Below are 21,624 nucleotides of genomic sequence, written 5' to 3' on the forward strand. Positions count from 1 at the left end.
GACGGTCTTCAGGTCAGGTCAGGTCAGGGCAGCGGCGTGACCTTGCCGCCGCTGTTGACGTTGATGTTCGCCGGGATATCGGCGTAGCCGCCGAGCCCGTCGTTCCCATACGAGTAGTCGACCGCCGACGAGGCGCCGTCGATGTCGATCTTGACCGTCGGGGCGAGCGTGCCGCCGCGGCGGAAGTCGCCCTCCGTGCCGACCGTGTCGATGAACGACTGCACCAGTCCGCCGGGCATCACGTAGTGCGAGTACGCCTGGAAGTGCCCGATCGGCTGGTTGAAGTCCGGGGCGAACGGCTGCCCGCCCGCGAAGTTCAGGTTCGTCGGGTTGCCCAGTGCGAGGCCCGAACCGGAGTTCATCGGCTGGTAGTCGCTGCGGATGCCGTCGCCGACGAACCCGTAGACGCCCTCGGGGCCATCGATGCCGTTCGCGAACGTGCCGCGGTGGCTGATGGTGAAGAGGTAGTACTTGCCGTCCTTCATGTAGATCTGCGGACGCTCGGTCTGGTCGGTGACGCAGTTCGCCGACAGGATGGGCGGCAGGAACTCCCACTCGGTGAGCTCCTTGTTCTTCGCCTTGGCGAGGCCGACGTTGCCGATCTGGTACGTGGCGCCCGAGGCGTTCACCTGCTCGACCGTCTCCGCGTAGGGGTCGCCCTCGCGGTAGCCGAGGTCCTCTTCGTTGCACGTCGCGGACTCGCGGGGCATGGCGGAGTTGCCCTCGAAGACCATGTAGGTCTCACCGGGGTGGGCCGGGTCCTCGAACGTGAACGGGTCGCGGAAGTTGAAGAACTCGTTCTGCGCACCGGTCTGGTAGTACGTGCCATCGGCCTGCAGCAGGTCGGTGACCTTGTCGAACCCGGTCAGCTTCACGCCGTTCTGGTTGGCGTGCACCTTGCCGACGCTCAGCGCGATGCGCGGGTCGTAGGGCTTGCGGTTGCTGCCGTCCTCGTTGCGGTAGAACGCGACGTCCGTGAAGAACAGCTTGATCTCGCCGCCCTTCGAGATGCGGGCCGAACCCGACCACTGGGTCTGGTGGCTGTACGACTGGTCGGGGAAGATCGTGCCGGTCACCCCTTCGTCGAAGACGAGACCGCCATACGTCCAGCCGCCGTTCTCCGGACGCTCATCGGCGGGGACGCCGGCCGGGCGGTAGAAGTAGCCGATCTTCGCGAACACGTGGCGCTCGTCGAACACGAGGTTGCGGTCGGCCACGAGCGAGAAGATGATCTCCTGGCCGTTGACGCTGTACTGGTTGGCGTTCTCATCGGTCAGCGGCCACGAGTCCCAGACCCACACCTGCTCGTTGCTCATGTCGGGGAAGTCCTGCGAAACCGCGGGCATGGTGAGCTCGGCGGGCATCGAGTTCTGCTTCGAGCCCGCGGTCGGGTCCGACAGACGCTTGAGCTGGCGGGCGTCCGCGCGGGTCCACTTCGCGGTGAAGTCGTCTTCTGGCGCGTACGCCTGCTGTGTGTGCGCCGTCGGCTGGGGGCCGTCCTGCAGCTCGGGCGTCGCCGGCGCGGCAGGTGCCGCGAGGGCTGCCGCGGGCAGGCCGACGAGCACGGAAGCCGCGACCGCAGCAGCGGTGAGGCCGCCGGTCAGGACGCGCCTGACGCGCTTCGGGGGAGTGTGCATTTCTGTGTGCTCCTTCGATTCTCGGGCGATGCAAATCGATTTGCATACTGGAGTCCATGGTGACAGGTGTCAGCGGATTCCGCACATGTGGATTCAGCTGCATGGAGTCTCCGTGAATCCGCACTTGACGGCCCGCCTCGGCGCGGTTCATAATCGTCTCCGTTCGATAAATCGATTTATCACAACGGAGTGTCACGACATGGCCAGGGCCCGGATCTCAGATGTGGCGGCGGCAGCCGGCGTCTCGGTGACCACGGTTTCCCTCGTCATGAACGACGTCGAGTCGCGCATCTCCGATGAGACGAGGGCGCGCGTGCGAGAGGCCGCGCGTGCGATCGGATACGCGCCGAGCTCCGTCGCCCGCGGACTGCGGACGCAGCAGACCCGCACTGTCGGCCTCATCTCCGACCAGATCGCGACGACTCCGTTCGCCGGGGACATGCTCGCCGGCGCCCAGGACGCCGCACGAGAGAACGGCTACCTCGTCTTCCTCATCGACACTGGCGGCGACCGTGCGATCGAAGCCGACGCGATCCGCGCGCTCAACGCCCAGCAGGTCGACGCTCTCATCTACGCGTGCATGTGGCATCAGGTGGTCCCGGCACCGACCGGACTGCCTGCGGGGGCCGTGTTCCTCGACTGCCGCCCCGAGAACGGGGGATTCCGGTCCGTCGTCCCCGACGATCGCGCCGGCGGCGCGGCGGCCGTGCGCGAACTGGTCGCCGCGGGACATCGGCGCATCGCCTACATCGACACCGACGACACTCCCATCGCATCCGCTCTGCGCCACGAGGGCTACCTCGAAGTGCTCGCCGAGTCCGGCATCCCCTTCGATCCGGCGCTACACGTGCACGGCGAGACGACTGCCCGCGGCGGGCGCGCCGCCTTCGAAAAGCTGCTCGAGCTCCCCGAGGAGCAGCGCCCCACCGCGATCTTCTGCTTCAACGACCGCATGGCCGTCGGCGTGTACATCGCCGCGCACCGCCGCGGTCTCGACATCCCGCAGGATCTGTCGATCGTCGGCTATGACGATCAGCAGCTCGTCGCCGCGGAACAGGATCCCCCCCTCACCACCATCGCCCTGCCCCACTACGACATGGGCCGCTGGGCGATGGAGGTCGCGCTCGGCGTCCGCGCAGAGGGGGATGTGGACGCCACGCACCTCATGGAGTGTCCCGTCATCCGACGAGACTCCGTAGGCCCGCCGCCGGCGCAAGTCGCCAAACCGAACCGGCGACGGGCTTCACACACCGAGCGGCCGCCACAGGCGGCCCCCGATCGGTGACCCACGCGGGCGTGAGTCACCAAGAAAAGGAAACCACAACAATGCGCACAAGGACCCCGATCCTCGTGTCCGCGGGCCTGGTCACGGCTATCGCCCTGACCGGGTGCGGGCAGGCCGGCCAAGGTGACAGCACCACCGCGGACGGCCGCACCCAGTTGACGATGTGGACCCACTCGGCGGGCAATCCCGCCGAGCTGGAGGTCTACGAGCAGATCATCTCCGACTTCAACGAGTCCCAGGACGAGTACGAGGTCGTGCACGAGTCATTCCCGCAGGGCGCCTACAACGACGCGATCGTCGCCGCCGCGGCATCCGGTGATCTTCCGTGCCTTCTCGACCTCGACGGCCCGATCATGCCCAACTGGGCGTGGGCGGGGTACCTGCAGCCGCTCGATCTGCCCACCGAGATCACGGACTCGCTGCTGCCCACGGCCGTCGGCGTGTGGGACGACGAGATCTACTCGGCCGGCTACTGGGATGCCGCCCTCGGCATCTTCGCCCGCCAGTCGGTGCTCGACGCCAACGGCATCCGCATCCCGACGGTCGACCAGCCGTGGACCGCGGACGAGTTCGGCGCGGCGCTCGCCACGCTCAAGGACGCCGGCTACGAGACGCCGATCGACATCGGGGCGGAGGACACCGGGGAGTGGTGGCCGTACGCCTACTCGCCGTTCCTGCAGAGCTTCGGCGGCGACCTCATCGACCGCGACACCATGCTGTCGGCCGACGGCGCCCTCAACGGGCCCGACGCCGTCGCGTGGGGTGACTGGTTCGCGGGCCTCTTCGCCGACGGGTACGCCGGCAACAGCGGCACCGTCGGCAACCAGGAGTTCATCGACGACGAGGTGGCGCTGAGCTACACCGGCGTCTGGAACGCCGTGGCCGCGCTCGACGAGGTCGGCGACGACCTGCTGATCCTGCCCCCGCCGGACCTCGGCAACGGCCCGAAGATCGGCGGCGGTTCGTGGCAGTGGGCGATCTCGTCCAAGTGCAACGACGCCGATGGCGCGCGTGCGTACCTCGAGTTCAGCTTCCAGGACAAGTACATCACCGAGTTCGCCGACAAGCAGGTCGTCATTCCCGCGACGGATGCCGCCGCCCAGGCGTCGGAGTACTTCGGCGATGACGGCGCCCTGCGCCCGTTCGTGGAGTTCTCCGAGCAGTACGCGGTGCTGCGCCCCGAGACGCCCGCGTACGCGGTCATCTCGACGACGTTCGAGACGGCGGCGAAGGACATCATGAACGGCGCCGACGTCCAGGAGACGCTCGACCGGGCCGTCGCTGAGATCGACGCCAACATCGAGTCGAACGACGGCTACGGCTTCCAGTGATCCACCGCGCCGGCGAGGGTCGCTGGCCCTCGCCGGCGCACTCTCCGAGAGATCTGTCATGACTGTCACCCCTCCGACGGTCGCCGCCGAAGAGCCTCGGCGCGCCTACCGTCGCTTCCGCTCCATCAAGGGTCGCGAGACCTGGGCAGGACTGGGGATGATCGCCCCCGCGGGCATCCTCCTCGTGCTGTTCCTCGTGATCCCCGTGATCCTCGCCTTCGCGCTGTCGTTCACGAACGCGCGCCTCATCTCGCCGAACCCGCCGCGGTTCGTCGGCTTCGACAACTTCATCCGCGCCTTCACCGCCGACCCGGTGTTCGTGCAGTCGGTGGGCAACACCGCGGTGTTCGCGCTCGTCGTGGTGCCGGTGCAGGCCGCGCTCGGGCTGCTCCTCGCGGTGCTCGTCAACCGGCGCATGCGCGGCGTGACCGCCTTCCGCGTGATCTTCTTCATCCCCGTCGTGACGTCGATCGTCGTCGTCTCGATCCTGTGGAAGTTCATGTACCAGAAGGACGGGCTCATCAACGCCATGTTCGATGCGCTCACCTTCGGGGCGTGGTCGAACGTCGACTGGCTGAACGACCCGAAGACGGCGCTCGGCGCGATCATCGTCCTGTCGATCTGGCAGGCCGTCGGCTTCCACATGATCATCTGGCTCGCGGGCCTGCAGACGATCCCGGAGGAGCTCTACGAGGCCGCCAAGATGGACGGCGCGAGCCCGTGGCGCCAGTTCACGAACGTGACGTGGCCGGGTCTCAGACCCACCATGGTGTTTGTCCTCGTCACGATCACCATCGCCGCCCTCGGCCTGTTCGTGCAGATCGACGTCATGACGCAGGGCGGGCCCGTGAACTCGACCTCGACCATCGTGTTCCACGCCGTGCGCAAGGGCTACGAGCAGCAGGAGATCGGCTACGCCGCGGCGATCTCGCTGATCTTCTTCGTCGCGGTCCTCGCCATCGCGCTCATCCAGCGGCGGCTCACACGAGAGAAGGACTGACGTGACCGCCACCCAGACTCTGACCACGGCACGTGCCGACTCGCGTCGTGCCGCGCGCCCGGCACCGGGCCGCAGCGAGAAGTCGCAGCGCATCAGGGACAAGGTCTTCCTCTACATCGCCCTGTCGCTGTTCGGGATCATCTTCCTGTTCCCGCTGGTCTTCATGTTCGTGTCGAGCCTCAAGCCCGACAGCCAGATCCTGCAGGACATCGACTCGCCCGCCGCCTTCCTCCCGGTCGGTGACATCAGCCTCGACAACTACTTCGGGGTGTTCGACCGCGTGCCCGTCGCGCAGTTCATGTTCAACTCGGTGCTCGTGACGGTGCTCACGGTGGGGCTCGGTCTCATCGTCAACTCGATGGCGGGCTTTGCGCTCTCCCGGCTGGCGTGGAAGGGCCGGATCGTCGTCCTCGCGCTGATCATCGCAACGCTGATCGTCCCGTTCGAGACGATCGCGGTGCCGATGGTCTACTGGGTCGCCCAGCTTCCCACGCTCGTGATCGAGGGCGGCGTGCCGAAGTACGACTTCGGCTGGCTCAACACCTACGAGGTGCAGATCGTGCCGTTCATCGCGAACGCGTTCTCGATCTTCCTGTTCACGCAGTACTTCTCGACCATCCCGAAGTCGCTCGACGAGGCGGCCCGCATCGACGGCGCGAGTTGGTTCACGATCTACCGCCGCATCCTCGTGCCGCTGTCGGGCCCGGCCTTCGCGACCGTGGCGATCCTGACCTTCCTGCCGGCGTGGAACCAGTACCTCTGGCCCCTCATGGTGGTGCAGAAGGAGGAGCTGCGGCCGGTCATGGTCGGCATGCAGTACTTCTTCCAGCTGAACACCGCGTGGGGCGAGGTGATGGCCTACACCTCGCTCATCACGATCCCGGTGCTCATCGTCTTCCTGGTGTTCCAGCGGGCGTTCGTCAGCAGCATCGCGGCGAGCGGGGTGAAGGGATGACCGATCGGATGCCGCGCATCGTGGTCGTCGGCGAGGCCCTCGTCGACATCGTCCATCGCGCGGACGGCGCTGTCGAGGAGGCGCCCGGCGGCAGCCCCGCGAACACCGCGCTGACGCTGGGCAGGCTGGGGCGGCGCCCGACGCTGATCACCCGCCTGGCGGAGGACGACCGGGGTCGCGGTGTGCGACGCTGGCTCGGGGAGTCCGATGTCGAGGTGGTCGCCGTCGCATCGGTGCGCACGTCGACGGCCACCGCCCACCTCGATGCCGGCGGTGCCGCCTCGTACGACTTCGACCTCGAATGGGACCTCGGGGCGGACGCCGCCCACCTCGAGGCGCTCGTGAGCGCGGCCGATGTCGTGCACGTCGGTTCCGTCGCGGCGGTGCTCGAACCCGGCGCGGACCACGTCCTCGCACTTGTGCGGTCCGTTCGCGGACGGGCGATCGTGACCTACGACCCCAACATCCGGCCGTCGCTGGTCGACGACCCGGACCGCGTCCGGGAGCGCGTCGCGGGGCTGATCGAGCTCGCCGACGTCGTGAAGGCGAGCGATGAGGACATCCGATGGCTCCACCCGGGGCGGGACATCCGGCAGGTCGCCCGGGAATGGGTCGCTCGCGGGCCGCGACTCGTGGTGGTCACTCTCGGGTCGGACGGTGCGATCGGCGTGACCGCCGACGGCGAGGTCGCCGTGCCCGCCGTCGTGACCGAAGTGGTCGACACCGTCGGGGCCGGCGACACGTTCATGGGCGTGCTCATCGACAGCATCGTCGGCAGCGACGAACTGCGGGAGTCGCTCCGGACGGCGGGCGGCAGTTCGGGCCAGGGGGACCGTTCGTCAATCGTCGGATCCTCGCTGGCGCGATCAGCGCTCGCGGCGGCGATCACCGTGTCGCGACCAGGCGCCGATCCTCCCCGTCGTGCCGAACTTCATGCGGCGGCGACAGCACGGTAAACCGGACCACCCCGCACTCGTACTCGCACTCCCCGCCCGCCGGGCGGAGGGGCACACCATCGCGCGATTCCCGCGCACGACTCTTGAAGGAACTCTCGTGTTCGACCTCCCCGATTCCTGGGTATGGGACTACTGGTTCGCCGATGACGGCGAGCGCTACCACCTCTTCTTCCTGTACGCCTCGCGGGCACTCCACGACCCCGAAGCCCGCCACTACCGCGCCTCGATCGGGCATGCGGTCTCGACGGACCTCGTCGAGTGGACGCAGGTGGCCGATGCTCTGGTGCGCAGCGACGCCCCCGCTTTCGACGAACTCGCCACGTGGACCGGATCGGTGGTGCGTCACCCGGACGGGACATGGTTCATGTTCTACACCGGCGCGACTCTCGCTCCTGCCGGTCAGAACGTGCAGCGGATCGGCTACGCCACCTCGCCGGACCTCTTCACATGGACCAAGGCAGACGGGCCGGTGCTCGAAGCGAACGGGCCCTGGTACGAGAAGCTCTCGAGCGGAGCGTGGCACGACGAGGCCTTCCGCGACCCGTGGGTGTTCGCCGACCCGGACGGGAACGGCTGGCACATGCTCATCACGGCCCGTTCTCCGGAGGGGCCGGTGGATGGGCGTGGTGTCATCGGGCACGCCTGGTCGGCGGACCTGCGCACATGGGAGCTGCGCGAACCGCTCAGCGCGCCGAGCGTCGAGGGTTTCGGGCAGCTAGAAGTGCTGCAGGCCGAGATCGTCGACGGGCGCCCGGTGGTGATCTTCTCCTGCCTCAAGGAGCAGAGCACCGAGTCCCGGCGCGCCGCTGCGGCCGGCACCTGGGCGGTTCCGGCGGAGAGCCTGCTCGGACCGTTCGACATCGACGCCGCGTATCCGCTGACCGACGAGCACCTGTACGTCGGGCGGCTGCTGCAGCGCCGGTCGGACGGTCAATGGCTGCTGTTCGCGTTCCGCAACATCGGCGACGACGGACGGTTCGTCGGTGGTGTCACCGACCCGATGCCGGTGCGGTGGGACGGCGGGCGGCTCGTGCGCCACGAGGCGGTGGCCGTCTCCGCGTGAGGTTCGAGGCCGGGGCTTAGCGGACGAGCCTCGGCCGGCCCGCCCCTGGGCGGACCGAGTCCGCGCCGACAGAAGGATGACGATGATGTCAGTTTCGAAGCGACGCCCCGCGCGTCTCGCGGCCGGCACGCTGGCCGTGATCGCGCTGGGGGTCGGCGGAGGGGCGGTAGGAGGCATCCGCGATGACGCCGCGGCTGCCGATTCCGCCGACGACTACCGCGCGCAGTATCACTTCACCGTGCCCGATCACTGGAAGAACGATCCCCAGCGGCCGGTCTTCGTGGACGGCAAGTTCCACTACTACTACCTCTACAACAGCGACTACAACGCCGACCCGGCAGCGAACTTCGGCACGGAGTGGCGGCTCGCGACCTCGTACGACGGCGTCGTGTTCGCCGACCAAGGCGTCGCCGCGCCCAAGAAGACGAACGCGAACTACGACCTCTGGTCGGGGTCGACCGTGGTCGACGAAGCGAACACCGCCGGCTTCGGGGCCGGCGCCGTGGTGATGCTCGTGACGCAGATGGACCATCCGACACCGGCTCAGCAGGCAGATGCCTCCGGGCCGCAGGCGCAGTTCCTCTGGTACTCGACCGACGGCGGCCGCAACTTCCGGCCGTACGGCGATCAGCCCGTCATTCCGAACGGCGGACGCGCGGATTTCCGCGACCCGAAGATCGTGTGGGACGCCGAGCGCGGCCGCTGGCTTGCACTGATCGCCGAGCGCGACAGGGTGAGCTTCTACACGTCTCCGGACCTGAAGACGTGGTCCCGCACCTGGGAGTACGTGAACCCCGGCATCGGCACGATCGAGTGCCCGGACCTGTTCCGGATCCGCGCCGACGACGGCACGATGAAGTGGGTGTTCGGCGTCAGCGCGAACGGGTACGCCACCGGAGAGCCGGCGACGTTCGCGTACTGGACGGGCGCGTTCGACGGCACGTCGTTCACCTTCGACCAGAGCACCCCGCAATGGCTCGATCACGGGTTCGACTGGTACGGAGCTGTCACCTGGGAGGATCCCGCTGCGCCGTTGGACCGCCGGTACGCCGTGGGATGGATGAACAACTGGGACTACGCGCACTCCACCCCGACATGGACGGCTGACGGGTTCAACGGCACGGACTCGATCACCCGCCAGATCCGCCTCGCGAGGTACGGCTCGACCTTCAGCCTGGTGTCGCAGCCGGTGGCGGCCCTCGCCGACATCACGACGGCTCGGACGGTGCTCGGCGACGTGACAGTGGACGGCTTCCTGCCGCTCGCCTACGAGGGCGACGCGTACCAGGTCGAGGCGGACGTGACGTGGAAGACCGCGACCAACATCGGCCTGCAGCTGCGGCGCTCCGCCGACGGGACGCGTCACGCCGATGTCGGCGTGACCGGCACCTACGCCTACCTGAACCGCGGCCAGACCGGTTACCCGGCCGGCACCTGGAAGACCGAGAGCCGCACGCCCTTCGACGGCCGCGCCGGAACCGTGCACCTGCGCATCCTGGTCGACCGCACGACGATCGAGGTCTTTGTCGACGACGGGAGATATGTCCATTCGAGCCAGGTGTTCGCCCCGCCGGGTGACGACGGCATCGCTCTCTACGCCTCCGGCGGCCCGGCGGTGTTCCACGATCTGACGATCACCGAGTTCGGTAGCGTCGTGCAGCGGCCGGCCCGGGTGATCGCCGATTTCGAGGGAGACACGTGGGGCCAGGGGTGGACGGCGGCGGGGGCGTTCATCGGCGCAGGACCGAGTGCGGCCGACCTGCGCGGACAGGTCGGCAAGCGGGTCGCCGACACCTTCGCGGGCGGGGGAGACCCGGCCACCGGCACGATCACCTCGCCGGCGTTCACGATCGACAGGAACTTCCTGCACTTCCTCATCGGCGGCGGCGATCACCCGCTCGGCGTGGAGCCCGCCACCTCGGTGCAGCTGCTCGTCGACGGACGGCCGGTGCGCACCGCGACCGGCGCAGACTCGGCGGACCTGCGGCACGTGCAGTGGGACCTCCGCGACCTCGCCGGGCGCTCGGCGCAGCTCCAGATCCTGGATGACGCGACCGGACAATGGGGTCATCTCATGGTCGACCAGGTCGTCCTCTCAGACTGACAGCAGCCTGGTGGCCGCGTATTCTCGAGTCGACTTGAGATATGAGACTTCTAGTCTCTAGTCTGGAACGCGTGCACGAGTCGGGGGGCTCTTGCACGCCGATCTTGCCGGTGGCCCCATGCCGTCGTGTTCGATCTAGTCGGTGCCGGGTTCTGGGGACCCGGCACCGCGAGTTTCTGCGGAGGCGAAGGGGCCTACCGGACAGCGCGCCGAGGACGATAATCGAGAGGTGGAGCAACCCGAATCCCGATCGCGGCGGCCTGCCGGCGAGACGCGAGCCCTCATGCTGGCGGTCGCGGTCGACCGCGTCAAAGAGGAAGGTCTGCTGCTCGACTACGCCAACATCGAGCTCGAGGACCTGATCCGAACCGCCGGCGTGCCGCGCTCGACCGTCTTCCGCATCTGGCCCGACCGTGTGGCGTTCGTCGCCGACCTGGTGCGCGCCCTGTTCGAAGCGGATCCGGGCTTCGACAAGGGGTTCGACGGCGAAACGCTCCGTCGCCTCGAGGATGCGGTGGCCGGCGACCCCCAGATGATGAGCACTCCCGAGGGGCGGCAGGTCGCGCTCCGCGAGGCGCTGCGGATCACCGTGTCGCACAACATGACCGCCGTGGAGCACACGGTGGCGTTCCGGGCCTACCGGGCGATGTCGGCTGCGCTCTCCAGCGGCGACGCCGTGCCGGGCGGCGAGGAGGTCCGTGCCCTGCTGTCGGAGATCGAGGACCGCTACCTGACCCGCATGGCCGAGACGTACCGGGGACTCAACGCCGCCTTCGGGCTCCGCATGCGCGACGGTGTCGACGAGCGCGACCTCGCCGTGGCGATCATGGCGATGGTCGACGGCATGAGCGATCACCGCCGCATCAACCCGGGAATGGTCGACGCCCCCCGCGTCACCGCCCTCGGGCCCGAGGGCCCGCGCGACTGGCACCTCGCCGGCATCGCGGTCTACGGCATCTACACCGCGTACACCGAGGCGATCGAGGCGTAGCCTGCGGGCTCAGGCGCTCGGCGCGCTCCAGCTGAGCGACTCGATGTAGCGCAGCAGCACGCCTTCGCGCAGGGCCCACGGCGAGACCTCGAGCTCGTCCACGTCCATCGCGCGCATCGCCTCGTGCAGCACGACCGCGCCGGCGACGATCTGGAACGTCCGGTCCGGCGTGATGCCGGGCAATTCCTGCCGCGCTGACGCGGGGATGCGCGCCAGGCGCGGGATCCACGAGCCGAGTGAGGCGCGGGGGAGCAGCATCCGTTCGATTCCCGACCAGCCCGGAACCGGATAGCCGACCAGCTTCGCGAGCGAGCGGATCGCCTTCGACGAGCCCACCACGTGGTCGGGCCTCGCGAGCGAGCCGAACGACGCGGCCACCGGGGCGAGGGTGGCGCGGGCGTGGTCGCGCAGCTGCTCGACGGCTGCTTCGCCCGGCGGGTCGTCGGGAAGGAACTGCACCGTCATGCGCCCCGCGCCGAGGGGGACGGATGCTGCCTGCTCGGGCAGTTCGTCGGCTCCGGCCGCGATCTCGAGTGAGCCGCCGCCGATGTCGAACAGGAGGATCTGCCCGGCCGCCCACCCGAACCAGCGCCGCACCGCGAGGAACGTGTACCGCGCCTCGGTCTCGCCGCCGAGGACCTGCAGCGGCTGGCCCAGCGCCTCTTCGATGAGCGCGATCACCTCGGGGCCGTTCTTCGCCTCGCGGACGGCGCTCGTCGCGGTGGCCAGCAGCTCGTCGACCGATTCGGCCGACGCGATCCTGCGCGCCTCGGTCACCGCGGCGACGAGCGCCGTGACGCCCTCCTCGGTGATGGAGCCATCGGGCGCGAGGTAGCGCATGAGGCGCAGCACCGTGCGCTGACTCGTCGTGGCGAGCGGCCGGCCGCCGGGGCGGACGTTCGCGACCAGCAGGTGGACGGTGTTCGAGCCGATGTCGAGAACTCCGAGGCGCACGCAAGAAGAGTAGCGGTACCGGACACAGGGATGCCTCGGCCCGGCCTGGTCGGCCGGGCCGAGGCATCCGTGTCCCGTCTCTACGCGACTCCGGCGTAGCGGAGCAGGTCGATCATCAGGAAGTCGTCGCCCGTGCGACCGGGGTCGATCGTCGGGAGGGACGGCTGCCAATCCGGATCCTGCGCGAGGTAAGAGGCGCGGTCGCCCTGCAGAAGGCCGAGGAACACCTCGGCGACGATCCGCGCGCCGACCGGGCCCAGGCGCTCGCCGTCTTCGACGATGTCGGCCTCGCGGAGGATGTAGAACCACAGCGGCGTGCGGTCGTCCATGCCGTACTGCTGGAGGTCGTCGAGGTCGCGCCGCGCGAGCTCGGGCAGGTTCATCGCCCGGGCGACCCGCTGCCCCGACGGCAGCGAGAACGTCAGGTGCCGCAGCAGGTTGCGCTGCGCGAGCGACGCCGGATTCGTCGCGGCGTCCGGACGGGCGACGACCGAGCCCGGCAGCGCGAAGAGCGCCGACGAGAGGGTGGTGTCGATCTTCTTGTTCGGACGCACGTTGCCGTCGCCGAAGTCGAAGAACGTCGGCCAGTCGATGAAGCGGCGCGGGGCGCGGCATCCGCCCGACAGGTCGTCGGGGTCGCCCGCCGGGCCGCCGGCCGGCGTGAAGATCATGCCGAAGAACGGCGTGCCGCCCGGGTTGCCGGTGAAGTTCGCCCGGTACGACGGACGGATCTGGCTGTGGCCGAACCGGTAGGCCGCGACCGAGAACTCCACCGGGATGAACGGCTCGTTGTGCCAGGCGTAGAACCTGCGCCCCTTCTGGAGCACGTCGTCGACGACGGCCGACCCGCAGAGCTTGCGGAGGAACTCCTGCACGACGATCCACTGGTAGTGCCAGCGGACGATGCGCTGCGTCTCGGCGAACAGCTCGCCCGGCGCGGTGATCCCCAAGTCGGTGCGGACGTGCTCGGCGACGGAGTTGTGGAACTTCAGCATCGCGGTCTGCAGCTGCGACACGATGAGGTTCTCGTCGTTGCGCGGATCGCCGATCAGTGCGACGCCCTGCGCGTTGCGGGGGAGGTCCGACTTGCCCGGCGTGCCGCACTCCTCGACGAGCATCGTGACGCCGTGACCGGCCTGCTGGTCGTAGAGGAACGGCGACGCGTTCGGGCCCGACCCGTACACGTTGTCGAGGCCGAGGCTCGGGGTGCGGAAGTTCGAGATGTACTCGGGATCCGCCTGGCGCTCGAGGCTCGACGTCGGATCGAACGTGATGTCGTGGTCGATGAACTGGCCGAGGAACGTGTCGCCGGCGACATGCGTCGTGCTGTTGCGGTTGGCGTGCGACAAGGCGGGATCGACGATGAGCTGCACGGGACCTGCTGCCAGGTCGTCGCGGGCGTCCATGACGCCCTCCGGCTTCCCGATGTCGAGCAGGGCCGCGCGCACCTCCGGGGTGTCGGCGGCGAACGGTGGCAGCTTGCCGAACATGCGGCCGAAGCGTCCCGAGTCGTAGTACTTCGACCGGGGCGGCACGATGTCGACCGGATACGAGCCGTGGCGGGTCATGATCATCTCCTTCGAACGGATTCCCCCTGCGCGCGCGGACGCGCACTGGGGGAGAGCGGTCTCCGTCGACGTGAGATACATGGGCACCACGGATGCTGCGCGCCGGCGCCCGCGCGCGGCTTCCGGTGGGCCGCAGCATCCGTCATCTCCCGCGCCAGCGGTTACGATGGGCGCGATGTCCGCCGACGAAGCGACCGCTGTCGCCCCCGCACTCTCGCTGTACCGCGAGATCGACCGCGCCGACTGGGCCCGCCTGGCGTCGGGCCTGACGCAGCCGCTCACCGAGACCGAGATCGTGCAGATCCGCGGGCTCGGGGACCGCCTCGACATGGCCGAGGTCGCGCAGGTGTACGTGCCGCTGTCGCGCCTGCTGTCGCTGTACGCGGAGTCGACCAAGCGCCTCGGTCAGGAGGAGTCTGCGTTCCTCGGCGAGGCGGACTCCACCACCCCCTTCATCGTCGGCGTCGCGGGCTCGGTCGCCGTGGGCAAGTCGACGATCGCGCGCCTGCTGCGCGAGCTCACCTCGCGCTGGCCGGGAACCCCCCGCGTCGAGCTCGTCACGACCGACGGATTCCTCTACCCGAACGCCGAGCTCGAGCGCCGCGGCCTCATGGAGCGCAAGGGCTTCCCCGAGTCGTACGACCGTCGCGCGCTCGTGTCGTTCCTCACCGAGGTGAAGAGCGGCGCCCCCGAGGTGAAGGCGCCGTTCTACTCGCACATGCGGTACGACATCGTGCCCGACGCCGTCATCACCGTGCGCCGCCCCGACATCGTCATCGTCGAGGGCCTCAACGTGCTGCAGCCGCCGCCCACCCCGAACGACGTCGCCGTCAGCGACCTGTTCGACTTCTCCATCTACGTCGACGCGGATGCCTCCCACATCGCGCAGTGGTACGTCGACCGCTTCCTCGCCCTGCGCCGGGCCGCCTTCAGCAACCCGAAGTCGTTCTTCAACGTCTTCGCGCAGCTGTCGGACGAAGAGGCCGTGGAGCGCGCGCTCGGCTTCTGGAACGCGATCAACCTCCCGAACCTCGAGGAGAACGTGCTCCCGACGCGGCATCGTGCGAACCTCGTGCTGCAGAAGGCGGCCGACCACACCGTGGAGACGGTGCTCCTGCGCAAGCTGTGACGCGCGGGCTGCGGCCGCGTTCGGGGCGTTTCGACTCGCAGGCTCGCTCAACGACCGCGTTCCTCGCTCGCTCGACGAGCGGGGTGGGGCGGGAAGTCTGGATTCGTAAGGGCTCTTAGCGAAACCCGCCGCCTACCATTGACGGCATGTGTGGAATCGTCGGATACGTGGGCCCGCGGCAGAGCCAGGCCGTCCTGATCTCAGGCCTTTCGCGCCTCGAGTACCGCGGCTATGACTCCGCGGGCATCGCCGTGATCGACGGCGACGGCGGATTGGGGATGCGCAAGCGCGCCGGCAAGCTGAAGGTGCTGCGCGACGACCTCGCCGCCCACCCGCTCGCCGACGGGACGACCGGCATCGGCCATACCCGCTGGGCGACGCACGGCGGACCGACCGACGGCAACGCGCACCCGCACCTCGCCGACGACGACAAGCTCGCCGTGATCCACAACGGCATCATCGAGAACTTCTCCGAACTCAAGGACGAGCTCCTCGCCGACGGATTCACCTTCCGCAGCGAGACCGACACCGAGGTGGCCGCCGTGCTCCTCGGCCGCGAGTACCAGCGTGCCGGCGACCTCGTCACGGCATTCCGCGCTGTGGTCTCCCGCCTCGAGGGCGCCTTCACGCTGCTCGCGATGCACGAGGACCAGCCGGGCCTCGTCGTCGGCGCCCGCCGCAACTCGCCGCTCGTGATCGGCCTCGGCGAGGGGGAGAACTTCCTCGGCTCGGACGTCGCCGCGTTCGTCGAGCACACCCGCAACGCCCTCGCGATCGGCCAGGACCAGATCGTCGCGATCACCCCCGAGGCCGTCACCGTCACCGACTTCTTCGGCAACCCGGTCGAGGTCGAGCCGTTCGAGGTGACGTGGGACGCCTCCGCCGCCGAGAAGGGCGGCTGGTCGTCGTTCATGGCCAAGGAGATCTCGGAAGAGCCCGAGGCCGTCGCCAACACGCTGCGCGGCCGCGTCCGCGACGGTGAGATCGTGATCCCCGAGCTCGACGGACTCGACGAGCTCTTCGCCGGCGTCTCGCGCATCATCGTGATCGCCTGCGGCACCGCGGCGTACGCGGGCCAGGTCGGCAAGTACGCGATCGAGCAGTGGACGCGCATCCCCGTCGACGTCGAGCTCGCCCACGAGTTCCGCTACCGCGACCCGGTGATCGGTCCCGACACCCTCGTCGTCTCGATCAGCCAGTCCGGCGAGACCATGGACACGCTCATGGCCGTCAAGTACGCCCGTGAGCACGGTGCGAAGACCCTGTCCGTCTGCAACACCCAGGGCGCCACGATCCCGCGCGAGTCCGACGCGATCGTCTACACGCACGCCGGCCCCGAGGTCGCGGTCGCCTCGACCAAGGCGTTCGTCGCGCAGATCACGGCGCTGTACCTCATGGCCCTGCACATCGGCCGCGTCCGCGGCACGATCAGCGCGGCCGACGCCGCCGACCACGTGCGCGAGCTCGAGGCGGTGCCCGGCAAGATCGCGCAGATCCTCGAGCGGGAGCAGGCGCACATCGAGCAGTTCGCCGGCTGGATGGCCGACACCCGCTCCGTGCTCTTCCTCGGCCGCCACGTCGGCTTCCCGATCGCGCTCGAGGGCGCGCTCAAGCTCAAGGAGCTCGCGTACATCCACGCCGAGGGCTTCGCCGCCGGCGAGCTCAAGCACGGGCCGATCGCGCTCATCGAGCCCGGCCAGCCCGTGTTCGTCGTGGTCCCGTCGCCCCGCAAGTCGTCGGAGATGCACAAGAAGGTCATCTCGAGCATCGAGGAGATCCGCGCCCGCGGCGCCCGCGTCATCGCGATCGCCGAAGAGGGCGACGCGGCGGTGCTGCCCAAGGCCGACGAAGTGCTCCGCATCCCGCTGGCCGGCCCGTTCTTCGAGCCGCTGCTCGCCGTGGTGCCGCTGCACATCTTCGCGATGGGCCTTGCCACGGCCAAGGGTCTCGACGTCGACCAGCCCCGCAACCTCGCGAAGTCGGTCACGGTCGAGTAGCAGCATCCGTTCCGCCTGCCGTGCGCTGCGCGGCAGGCGGCGGTGACGCGCCCGCGCGATAGGGTGGCGGATGCTGCGGCCGCAGCACGCAGGAGGACCACATGATCGTCGGTATCGGCGTCGACCTCGTCGACATCCCTCGGTTCGAGCGGACGATCGAACGCACCCCGCAGCTGCTGCGGCGCCTCTTCTCGGAGGCGGAGCAGCAGCTCAAGCCGCACTCGCAGGCCGCGCGGTACGCCGCCAAGGAGGCGCTCATCAAGGCGCTCGGCGGCTCTGACGGGGTGCACTGGGCCGAGATCGAGATCGCGTCCGAGGCATCCGGTCGTCCCGTGTTCTCGCTGTGCGGATCGACGGCCGCGGTTGTCGCGGAGCGCGGCATCACGGCGCTGCACCTGTCGCTCTCGCACGACGCGGGCCTCGCGACCGCGTACGTCATCGCCGAGGCCGTGCCCGCCGGCGAGTCCGGGGTGAGCGCGTGAGCGGCCTGCCCGCCGGAGCCCTGCGCGAGGCCCTGATCGACGTCGGGGCGATCGAGGACAACGTGCGGCACCTCCGCCGGCTCACCGGGTCCGAGATCATCGCGGTCGTCAAGGCCGACGGATACGGACACGGCGCGGTGCGCTCGGCGCTCGCGGCACTCGCCGGCGGCGCGTCGCGGCTCGGCGTGTCCGACATCACCGAGGCGCTGGCCCTCCGCCACGCCGGCATCGACGCGTCGATCGTCGCGTGGCTGCACGCTCCGGGCGCCGATTTCGCCGAAGCCGCCGCGCGGGGGATCGAACTCGGCATCTCGAGCCTCGACCAGCTGCAGAAGGCGGCGGCCGCGGCATCCGCCGATCGTCCCGTCGGGGTGCACCTCAAGCTCGAGACCGGGCTCTCGCGCAACGGCATCGCGCCCGAGGATTACCGCGTGGTCTTCGCCGAGGTGGCGCGCCTCGAGCGGATCGGCCGCGTCCGCGTCATCGCGCTGTTCAGCCACCTCTCGAACGCATCGACCGAAGACGACCGCGCGGCGCTGCGCGCCTTCGACGACGGCGTCGCCGCGGCCGCCTCGCTCGGTCTCGCACCGCCGCTGCGGCACATCGCGGCGACGCACGCCGCGATCGACCTCCCCGAATCGCGCCTCGGCTGCGTGCGCATCGGCATCGGGATCTACGGACTCTCGCCGTTCGACGACCGCACCTCGGCGGATCTCGGCCTACGCCCGGCGATGACCCTGCGCGGCGCGGTGGCCGCCGTGCGACGCGTGCCCGCCGGCAAGGGCGTGTCGTACGGCTACGACTACCGCGCCGAGCGCGAGACGACCCTCGCGCTCGTGCCGCTCGGCTACGCCGACGGCGTGCCGCGCCAGGCGTCGGGCGCCGGGCCCGTCGTGATCGGCGGGCGGCGGTTCACCGTGGCGGGCCGCATCGCGATGGACCAGTTCGTCGTCGACGTGGGCGACGCTCCCGTTGCCGTGGGCGACACGGCCGTGCTGTTCGGAGACCCGACCCTCGGGGTGCCGGCGGCGACCGACTGGGCGGAGGCCGCGGGCACCATCAACTACGAGGTCGTCACGCGCATCGGAGCCCGCGTGCCCCGCCGGCAGGTGTCGGAGTGAGCGGGAACGAAGGCGACGTCCCCGGTGTTGCACCGGGCGTGGACACCGCGGCACAAGGTCTGGACGCCCTCGTCGGCACGCGCGAGATCACCTCGCCCGACGCGATGGAGGCACTCGGCGAAGAGATGGGACGGATGCTGCGCCCCGGCGACATGGTGGTGCTCACCGGTCCGCTCGGCGCGGGCAAGACCACCCTCACCCGCGGCATCGGCCGGGGGCTCGACGTGCGCGGACCCATCCAGAGCCCGACGTTCGTGCTCGCCCGGACGCACCCGTCGCTCTCGGGCGGAGCGCCGCTCGTGCACGTCGACGCCTACCGCCTGGGCTCGGCGGCCGAGCTCGACGACCTAGACATCGACTTCGACGGCTCCGTCGTGATCGTGGAGTGGGGCCGCGGCCTTGTCGACGGCCTGCGCGAGCGGTGGTGGGAGGTCGAGCTCGAACGCGAGTGGCACGGCCACGGCGTCGACGACGCGTGCGGCACCACCGCCCACGAGGCCGACCTCGACGCCGACACCCCCCGCCGGGTGAAGATCACCCGGCACCCCTAGCCGGCGTCGGCTCGCAACATCCCCCGCCCTCAATGACGTCCACTCCCGCCCTCGATTGAGGATGCGTGCCGGGTTGACGGGCGATGGGTCCCCCCGCGTCCGGCCCTCAATTGAGGATGCGTGCCGAGATGCGGATCGCACCACCGGTTCGGCTCCTCGATTCGGCCCTGGTCCTCAAATGAGGAGGCGGGGAGGGGCGGGCGGAGAGGCTCCCATCGCGCCCGACTACCCTGGAAGGGTGATCCTCGGCATCGACACGTCCCTCGGCTCCGCGGTGGCGGTGGTCGAGCCGGACGGCGTGATCCGCTCCCAGGTCGAGAGCGCAGACCCGCGCGGCCACGCCGAGGTGATCGGCACGCTGATCGAGCGGGCGCTGGCGGAGGCATCCGTCTCCCCGTCCGATGTCACGCATGTCGCCGCGGGCATGGGACCCGGCCCGTTCACCGGGCTGCGGGTGGGCATCGCCGCGGCGCGCACGTTCGCCCTCGGGCGCGGCGTGCCGGTCGTGCCGGTCGCGAGCCACGATGCGGTCGCCCTCGAACTGCTCATCCACGACGCGCTGACGGGCGGATACGAGGATGCCGCCGACGAGACGTTCGCGGTCGTCACCGACGCGCGCCGCCGCGAGTTCGCGTACACGCTCTACCGCGGGCTCGACGACGACGGCCTGCCCGTGCGCATCGCGGAGCCCGCGCTCGCGCCCCGCGACGAACTCGACGGGGTGCTCGCGAACGTCGGTGCCGCGCGCCGCGACGCCGACCGCATCCCCGCGGGCATGCTCGGCCTCGCCGCGGCCCGCGCGCTCGCCGCCGGGCGCACGATCGGCCCCGCCGACGCGCTCTATCTGCGCTCGCCCGACGTGACGCTCCCGCACGCCCCGAAGCGGGTGGGCTCGTGACCCTCCGCCCCGCGACCGGCGAAGACCTCGCCGCCATCATGACGCTCGAGCGGACCTCGTTCCCGACCGACGCGTGGTCCGATGCCATGATGCGCGAAGAGCTCGCCTCGCCGCACGGCTGGTACGTCGTCGACGAGGAGGCCGGCCGCCTCGTCGGGTACGCGGGACTGCGCGCCATCGCCGGGGCGCGGGATGCCGACGTCCAGACCATCGCGATCGCCGAGGTGTCGAGGGGCCGCGGCCGCGGTCGTGCGATGCTGCGCGCACTGCTGGAGGAGGCCGCACGCCGCGGCGTGACAGACGTGTTCCTCGAGGTGCGCGCCGACAACCCCGTCGCCCAGGGGCTGTACGTGTCGGAGGGCTTCGCCGAGATCGGCCGCAAGCCCCGCTACTACCAGCCCGACGACGTCGACGCCGTGGTGATGAAGCTCGACCTGCGCGGGTGGGCCCGCCGCGACGCGGACGGAGGAGTGTGCACGTGAACCGCGCCGAACCGCTGGTGCTCGGCATCGAGACGAGCTGCGACGAGACCGGGATCGGGATCGTGCGCGGCCGCACCCTGCTGTCGAACACGATCGCGAGCTCGATGGACGAGCATGCCCGCTACGGCGGCGTCGTGCCCGAGGTCGCCGCGCGGGCGCATCTCGAGGCGCTGCAGCCGTCGATCGAAGCGGCGCTCGCTGAGTCGGGCGTCGCGCTCGCCGATCTCGACGCCGTGGCCGTGACGTCGGGGCCGGGGCTCGCCGGCGCGCTGATGGTCGGCGTGGGCGCCGCCAAGGCGCTGTCGGTGTCGCTCGAGAAGCCCCTCTACGCCGTCAACCACCTCGTCGGGCACATCGCCGCCGACATCCTCGACGCCGACGCGCCGCCGCTCGAGTACCCGACCGTCGCGCTGCTCGTCTCGGGCGGGCACACCTCGCTACTGCTGGTCCGCGACCTCACCACCGACGTCGAGCTCCTCGGCGAGACCATGGACGACGCCGCCGGCGAGGCCTTCGACAAGGTCGCGCGCCTGCTCGGGCTGCCATACCCCGGGGGTCCCGAGATCGACCGGGCCGCAGCATCCGGTGATCCGAAGGCCATCCCGTTCCCGCGCGGGCTTTCGCGCGCTTCGGACATGGCGAAGCACCGCTACGACTTCTCGTTCTCGGGGCTCAAGACGGCGGTCGCCCGCTGGGTCGAGCAGCGCGAGGCGGTGGGCGAGCCGGTGCCGGTCGCCGACGTCGCCGCGAGCTTCCGCGAGGCCGTCGTCGACGTGCTCGTCACCAAGGCCCTCGCCGCGTGCCGCGACCACGGCGTGCCGCGCCTGCTGCTGGGCGGCGGCGTCATCGCCAACCGCCGCCTGCGCGACGTCGCCCTCGAGCGCGGCGCCGCCGAAGGCGTCACCGTGCGCATCCCGCCGCTGTCGCTGTGCACCGACAACGGTGCGATGATCGCGGCGCTGACCTCCGAGCTCATCATGTCGGGCCGCGCGCCCTCGACTCTCGAGTTCGGCGCGGACTCGACCCTTCCGGTCACGGAGATCCAGGTCGCGGAGTCGGCATGACGGACGAACGGATGCCGCAGCCCGGCGACGCCGGGACGCCCGAGGTCGCGACGCCC

Annotated in this window: 19 protein-coding genes; 16 read left to right on the forward strand and 3 right to left on the reverse strand. The window is 70.0% G+C overall.

The genetic code is table 11. The features are described from left to right. Positions 1-23: 23 nt before the first annotated feature. Positions 24-1,637 (reverse strand): glycoside hydrolase family 68 protein, encoded by a 1,614-nt coding sequence (locus AC3A46_RS13200; RefSeq protein WP_487665594.1) that lies wholly within the window; start codon positions 1,635-1,637, stop codon positions 24-26. A gap of 199 nt (positions 1,638-1,836) precedes the next feature. Between AC3A46_RS13200 and AC3A46_RS13205 the strand changes: the two genes are divergently transcribed. From AC3A46_RS13205 to AC3A46_RS13240, 8 genes are all read left to right on the forward strand, one after another. Continuing rightward, entirely contained in the window at positions 1,837-2,922 is a 1,086-nt protein-coding gene (locus AC3A46_RS13205; RefSeq protein WP_487665595.1) for a LacI family DNA-binding transcriptional regulator, read from the forward strand. 41 nt (positions 2,923-2,963) lie between these two features. Continuing rightward, a complete protein-coding gene (locus tag AC3A46_RS13210; protein ID WP_487665596.1) occupies positions 2,964-4,253 on the forward strand; it encodes a sugar ABC transporter substrate-binding protein in 1,290 nt (429 codons plus the stop codon). Between the two features lie 58 nt (positions 4,254-4,311). Next, positions 4,312-5,253: a carbohydrate ABC transporter permease gene (locus AC3A46_RS13215; RefSeq protein WP_487665597.1), complete on the forward strand. Its 942-nt coding sequence runs from the start codon at positions 4,312-4,314 to the stop codon at positions 5,251-5,253. A gap of 1 nt (position 5,254) precedes the next feature. After that, positions 5,255-6,208: a carbohydrate ABC transporter permease gene (locus tag AC3A46_RS13220; RefSeq protein WP_487665598.1), complete on the forward strand. Its 954-nt coding sequence runs from the start codon at positions 5,255-5,257 to the stop codon at positions 6,206-6,208. Continuing rightward, positions 6,205-7,164, forward strand: a complete 960-nt coding sequence (locus tag AC3A46_RS13225) for a carbohydrate kinase family protein (protein ID WP_487665599.1) — start codon at positions 6,205-6,207, stop codon at positions 7,162-7,164. Before AC3A46_RS13220 ends, AC3A46_RS13225 begins: the two co-directional genes overlap by 4 nt. A 97-nt stretch (positions 7,165-7,261) precedes the next feature. Further along, complete coding sequence (locus AC3A46_RS13230) at positions 7,262-8,227, forward strand: family 43 glycosylhydrolase (protein ID WP_487665600.1); 966 nt, start codon at positions 7,262-7,264, stop codon at positions 8,225-8,227. An 85-nt stretch (positions 8,228-8,312) separates the two neighbouring features. Further along, positions 8,313-10,331 carry a glycoside hydrolase family 32 protein gene (locus tag AC3A46_RS13235; RefSeq protein ID WP_487665601.1) on the forward strand — a complete coding sequence of 673 codons (2,019 nt, stop codon included), beginning with the start codon at positions 8,313-8,315 and terminating at the stop codon, positions 10,329-10,331. A gap of 229 nt (positions 10,332-10,560) precedes the next feature. Continuing rightward, positions 10,561-11,322 carry a TetR/AcrR family transcriptional regulator gene (locus tag AC3A46_RS13240; protein WP_487665602.1) on the forward strand — a complete coding sequence of 254 codons (762 nt, stop codon included), beginning with the start codon at positions 10,561-10,563 and terminating at the stop codon, positions 11,320-11,322. A 9-nt stretch (positions 11,323-11,331) separates the two neighbouring features. Here AC3A46_RS13240 and AC3A46_RS13245 read toward each other — a convergent pair whose 3' ends face one another. Beyond that, positions 11,332-12,276, reverse strand: coding sequence for a Ppx/GppA phosphatase family protein (locus tag AC3A46_RS13245; protein WP_487665603.1), 945 nt, complete (start codon positions 12,274-12,276; stop codon positions 11,332-11,334). A gap of 80 nt (positions 12,277-12,356) precedes the next feature. After that, on the reverse strand, positions 12,357-13,844 hold the full coding sequence (locus AC3A46_RS13250) for a peroxidase family protein (protein WP_487665604.1): 1,488 nt from the start codon (positions 13,842-13,844) through the stop codon (positions 12,357-12,359). Between the two features lie 175 nt (positions 13,845-14,019). Here AC3A46_RS13250 and coaA point away from each other — a divergent pair, with 175 nt between their 5' ends. From coaA to tsaD, 8 genes are all read left to right on the forward strand, one after another. Next, a complete protein-coding gene (gene coaA / locus AC3A46_RS13255; RefSeq protein ID WP_487665605.1) occupies positions 14,020-14,973 on the forward strand; it encodes a type I pantothenate kinase in 954 nt (317 codons plus the stop codon). A 146-nt stretch (positions 14,974-15,119) separates the two neighbouring features. Continuing rightward, complete coding sequence (glmS, locus tag AC3A46_RS13260; RefSeq protein ID WP_487665606.1) at positions 15,120-16,970, forward strand: glutamine--fructose-6-phosphate transaminase (isomerizing); 1,851 nt, start codon at positions 15,120-15,122, stop codon at positions 16,968-16,970. Positions 16,971-17,071: 101 nt separating this feature from the next. After that, entirely contained in the window at positions 17,072-17,452 is a 381-nt protein-coding gene (locus tag AC3A46_RS13265) for a holo-ACP synthase (protein WP_487665607.1), read from the forward strand. Continuing rightward, positions 17,449-18,573, forward strand: coding sequence for an alanine racemase (alr, locus tag AC3A46_RS13270; protein ID WP_487665608.1), 1,125 nt, complete (start codon positions 17,449-17,451; stop codon positions 18,571-18,573). The genes AC3A46_RS13265 and alr overlap by 4 nt, the downstream gene beginning before the upstream one ends. Positions 18,574-18,677: 104 nt before the next feature. Next, positions 18,678-19,124: a tRNA (adenosine(37)-N6)-threonylcarbamoyltransferase complex ATPase subunit type 1 TsaE gene (gene tsaE, locus AC3A46_RS13275; RefSeq protein ID WP_487665626.1), complete on the forward strand. Its 447-nt coding sequence runs from the start codon at positions 18,678-18,680 to the stop codon at positions 19,122-19,124. Between the two features lie 238 nt (positions 19,125-19,362). Next, entirely contained in the window at positions 19,363-20,022 is a 660-nt protein-coding gene (gene tsaB / locus AC3A46_RS13280; RefSeq protein WP_487665609.1) for a tRNA (adenosine(37)-N6)-threonylcarbamoyltransferase complex dimerization subunit type 1 TsaB, read from the forward strand. Beyond that, positions 20,019-20,504: a ribosomal protein S18-alanine N-acetyltransferase gene (gene rimI / locus AC3A46_RS13285; protein ID WP_487665610.1), complete on the forward strand. Its 486-nt coding sequence runs from the start codon at positions 20,019-20,021 to the stop codon at positions 20,502-20,504. Before tsaB ends, rimI begins: the two co-directional genes overlap by 4 nt. Beyond that, complete coding sequence (tsaD, locus tag AC3A46_RS13290) at positions 20,501-21,568, forward strand: tRNA (adenosine(37)-N6)-threonylcarbamoyltransferase complex transferase subunit TsaD (protein ID WP_487665611.1); 1,068 nt, start codon at positions 20,501-20,503, stop codon at positions 21,566-21,568. The genes rimI and tsaD overlap by 4 nt, the downstream gene beginning before the upstream one ends. Positions 21,569-21,624: the final 56 nt, after the last annotated feature.

The organism is Microbacterium sp. Soil_C_42 (assembly GCF_057656735.1).

Coding starts and splice junctions, on each gene's coding strand:
- tsaE (WP_487665626.1), top strand. CDS start 18,678: ATGGAGGCACTCGGCGAAGAGATGGGACGGATGCTGCGCCCCGGCGAC.
- AC3A46_RS13235 (WP_487665601.1), top strand. CDS start 8,313: ATGTCAGTTTCGAAGCGACGCCCCGCGCGTCTCGCGGCCGGCACGCTG.
- AC3A46_RS13210 (WP_487665596.1), top strand. CDS start 2,964: ATGCGCACAAGGACCCCGATCCTCGTGTCCGCGGGCCTGGTCACGGCT.
- AC3A46_RS13250 (WP_487665604.1), bottom strand. CDS start 13,844: ATGACCCGCCACGGCTCGTATCCGGTCGACATCGTGCCGCCCCGGTCG.
- AC3A46_RS13205 (WP_487665595.1), top strand. CDS start 1,837: ATGGCCAGGGCCCGGATCTCAGATGTGGCGGCGGCAGCCGGCGTCTCG.
- coaA (WP_487665605.1), top strand. CDS start 14,020: ATGTCCGCCGACGAAGCGACCGCTGTCGCCCCCGCACTCTCGCTGTAC.
- AC3A46_RS13225 (WP_487665599.1), top strand. CDS start 6,205: ATGACCGATCGGATGCCGCGCATCGTGGTCGTCGGCGAGGCCCTCGTC.
- glmS (WP_487665606.1), top strand. CDS start 15,120: ATGTGTGGAATCGTCGGATACGTGGGCCCGCGGCAGAGCCAGGCCGTC.
- AC3A46_RS13265 (WP_487665607.1), top strand. CDS start 17,072: ATGATCGTCGGTATCGGCGTCGACCTCGTCGACATCCCTCGGTTCGAG.
- AC3A46_RS13215 (WP_487665597.1), top strand. CDS start 4,312: ATGACTGTCACCCCTCCGACGGTCGCCGCCGAAGAGCCTCGGCGCGCC.
- AC3A46_RS13200 (WP_487665594.1), bottom strand. CDS start 1,637: ATGCACACTCCCCCGAAGCGCGTCAGGCGCGTCCTGACCGGCGGCCTC.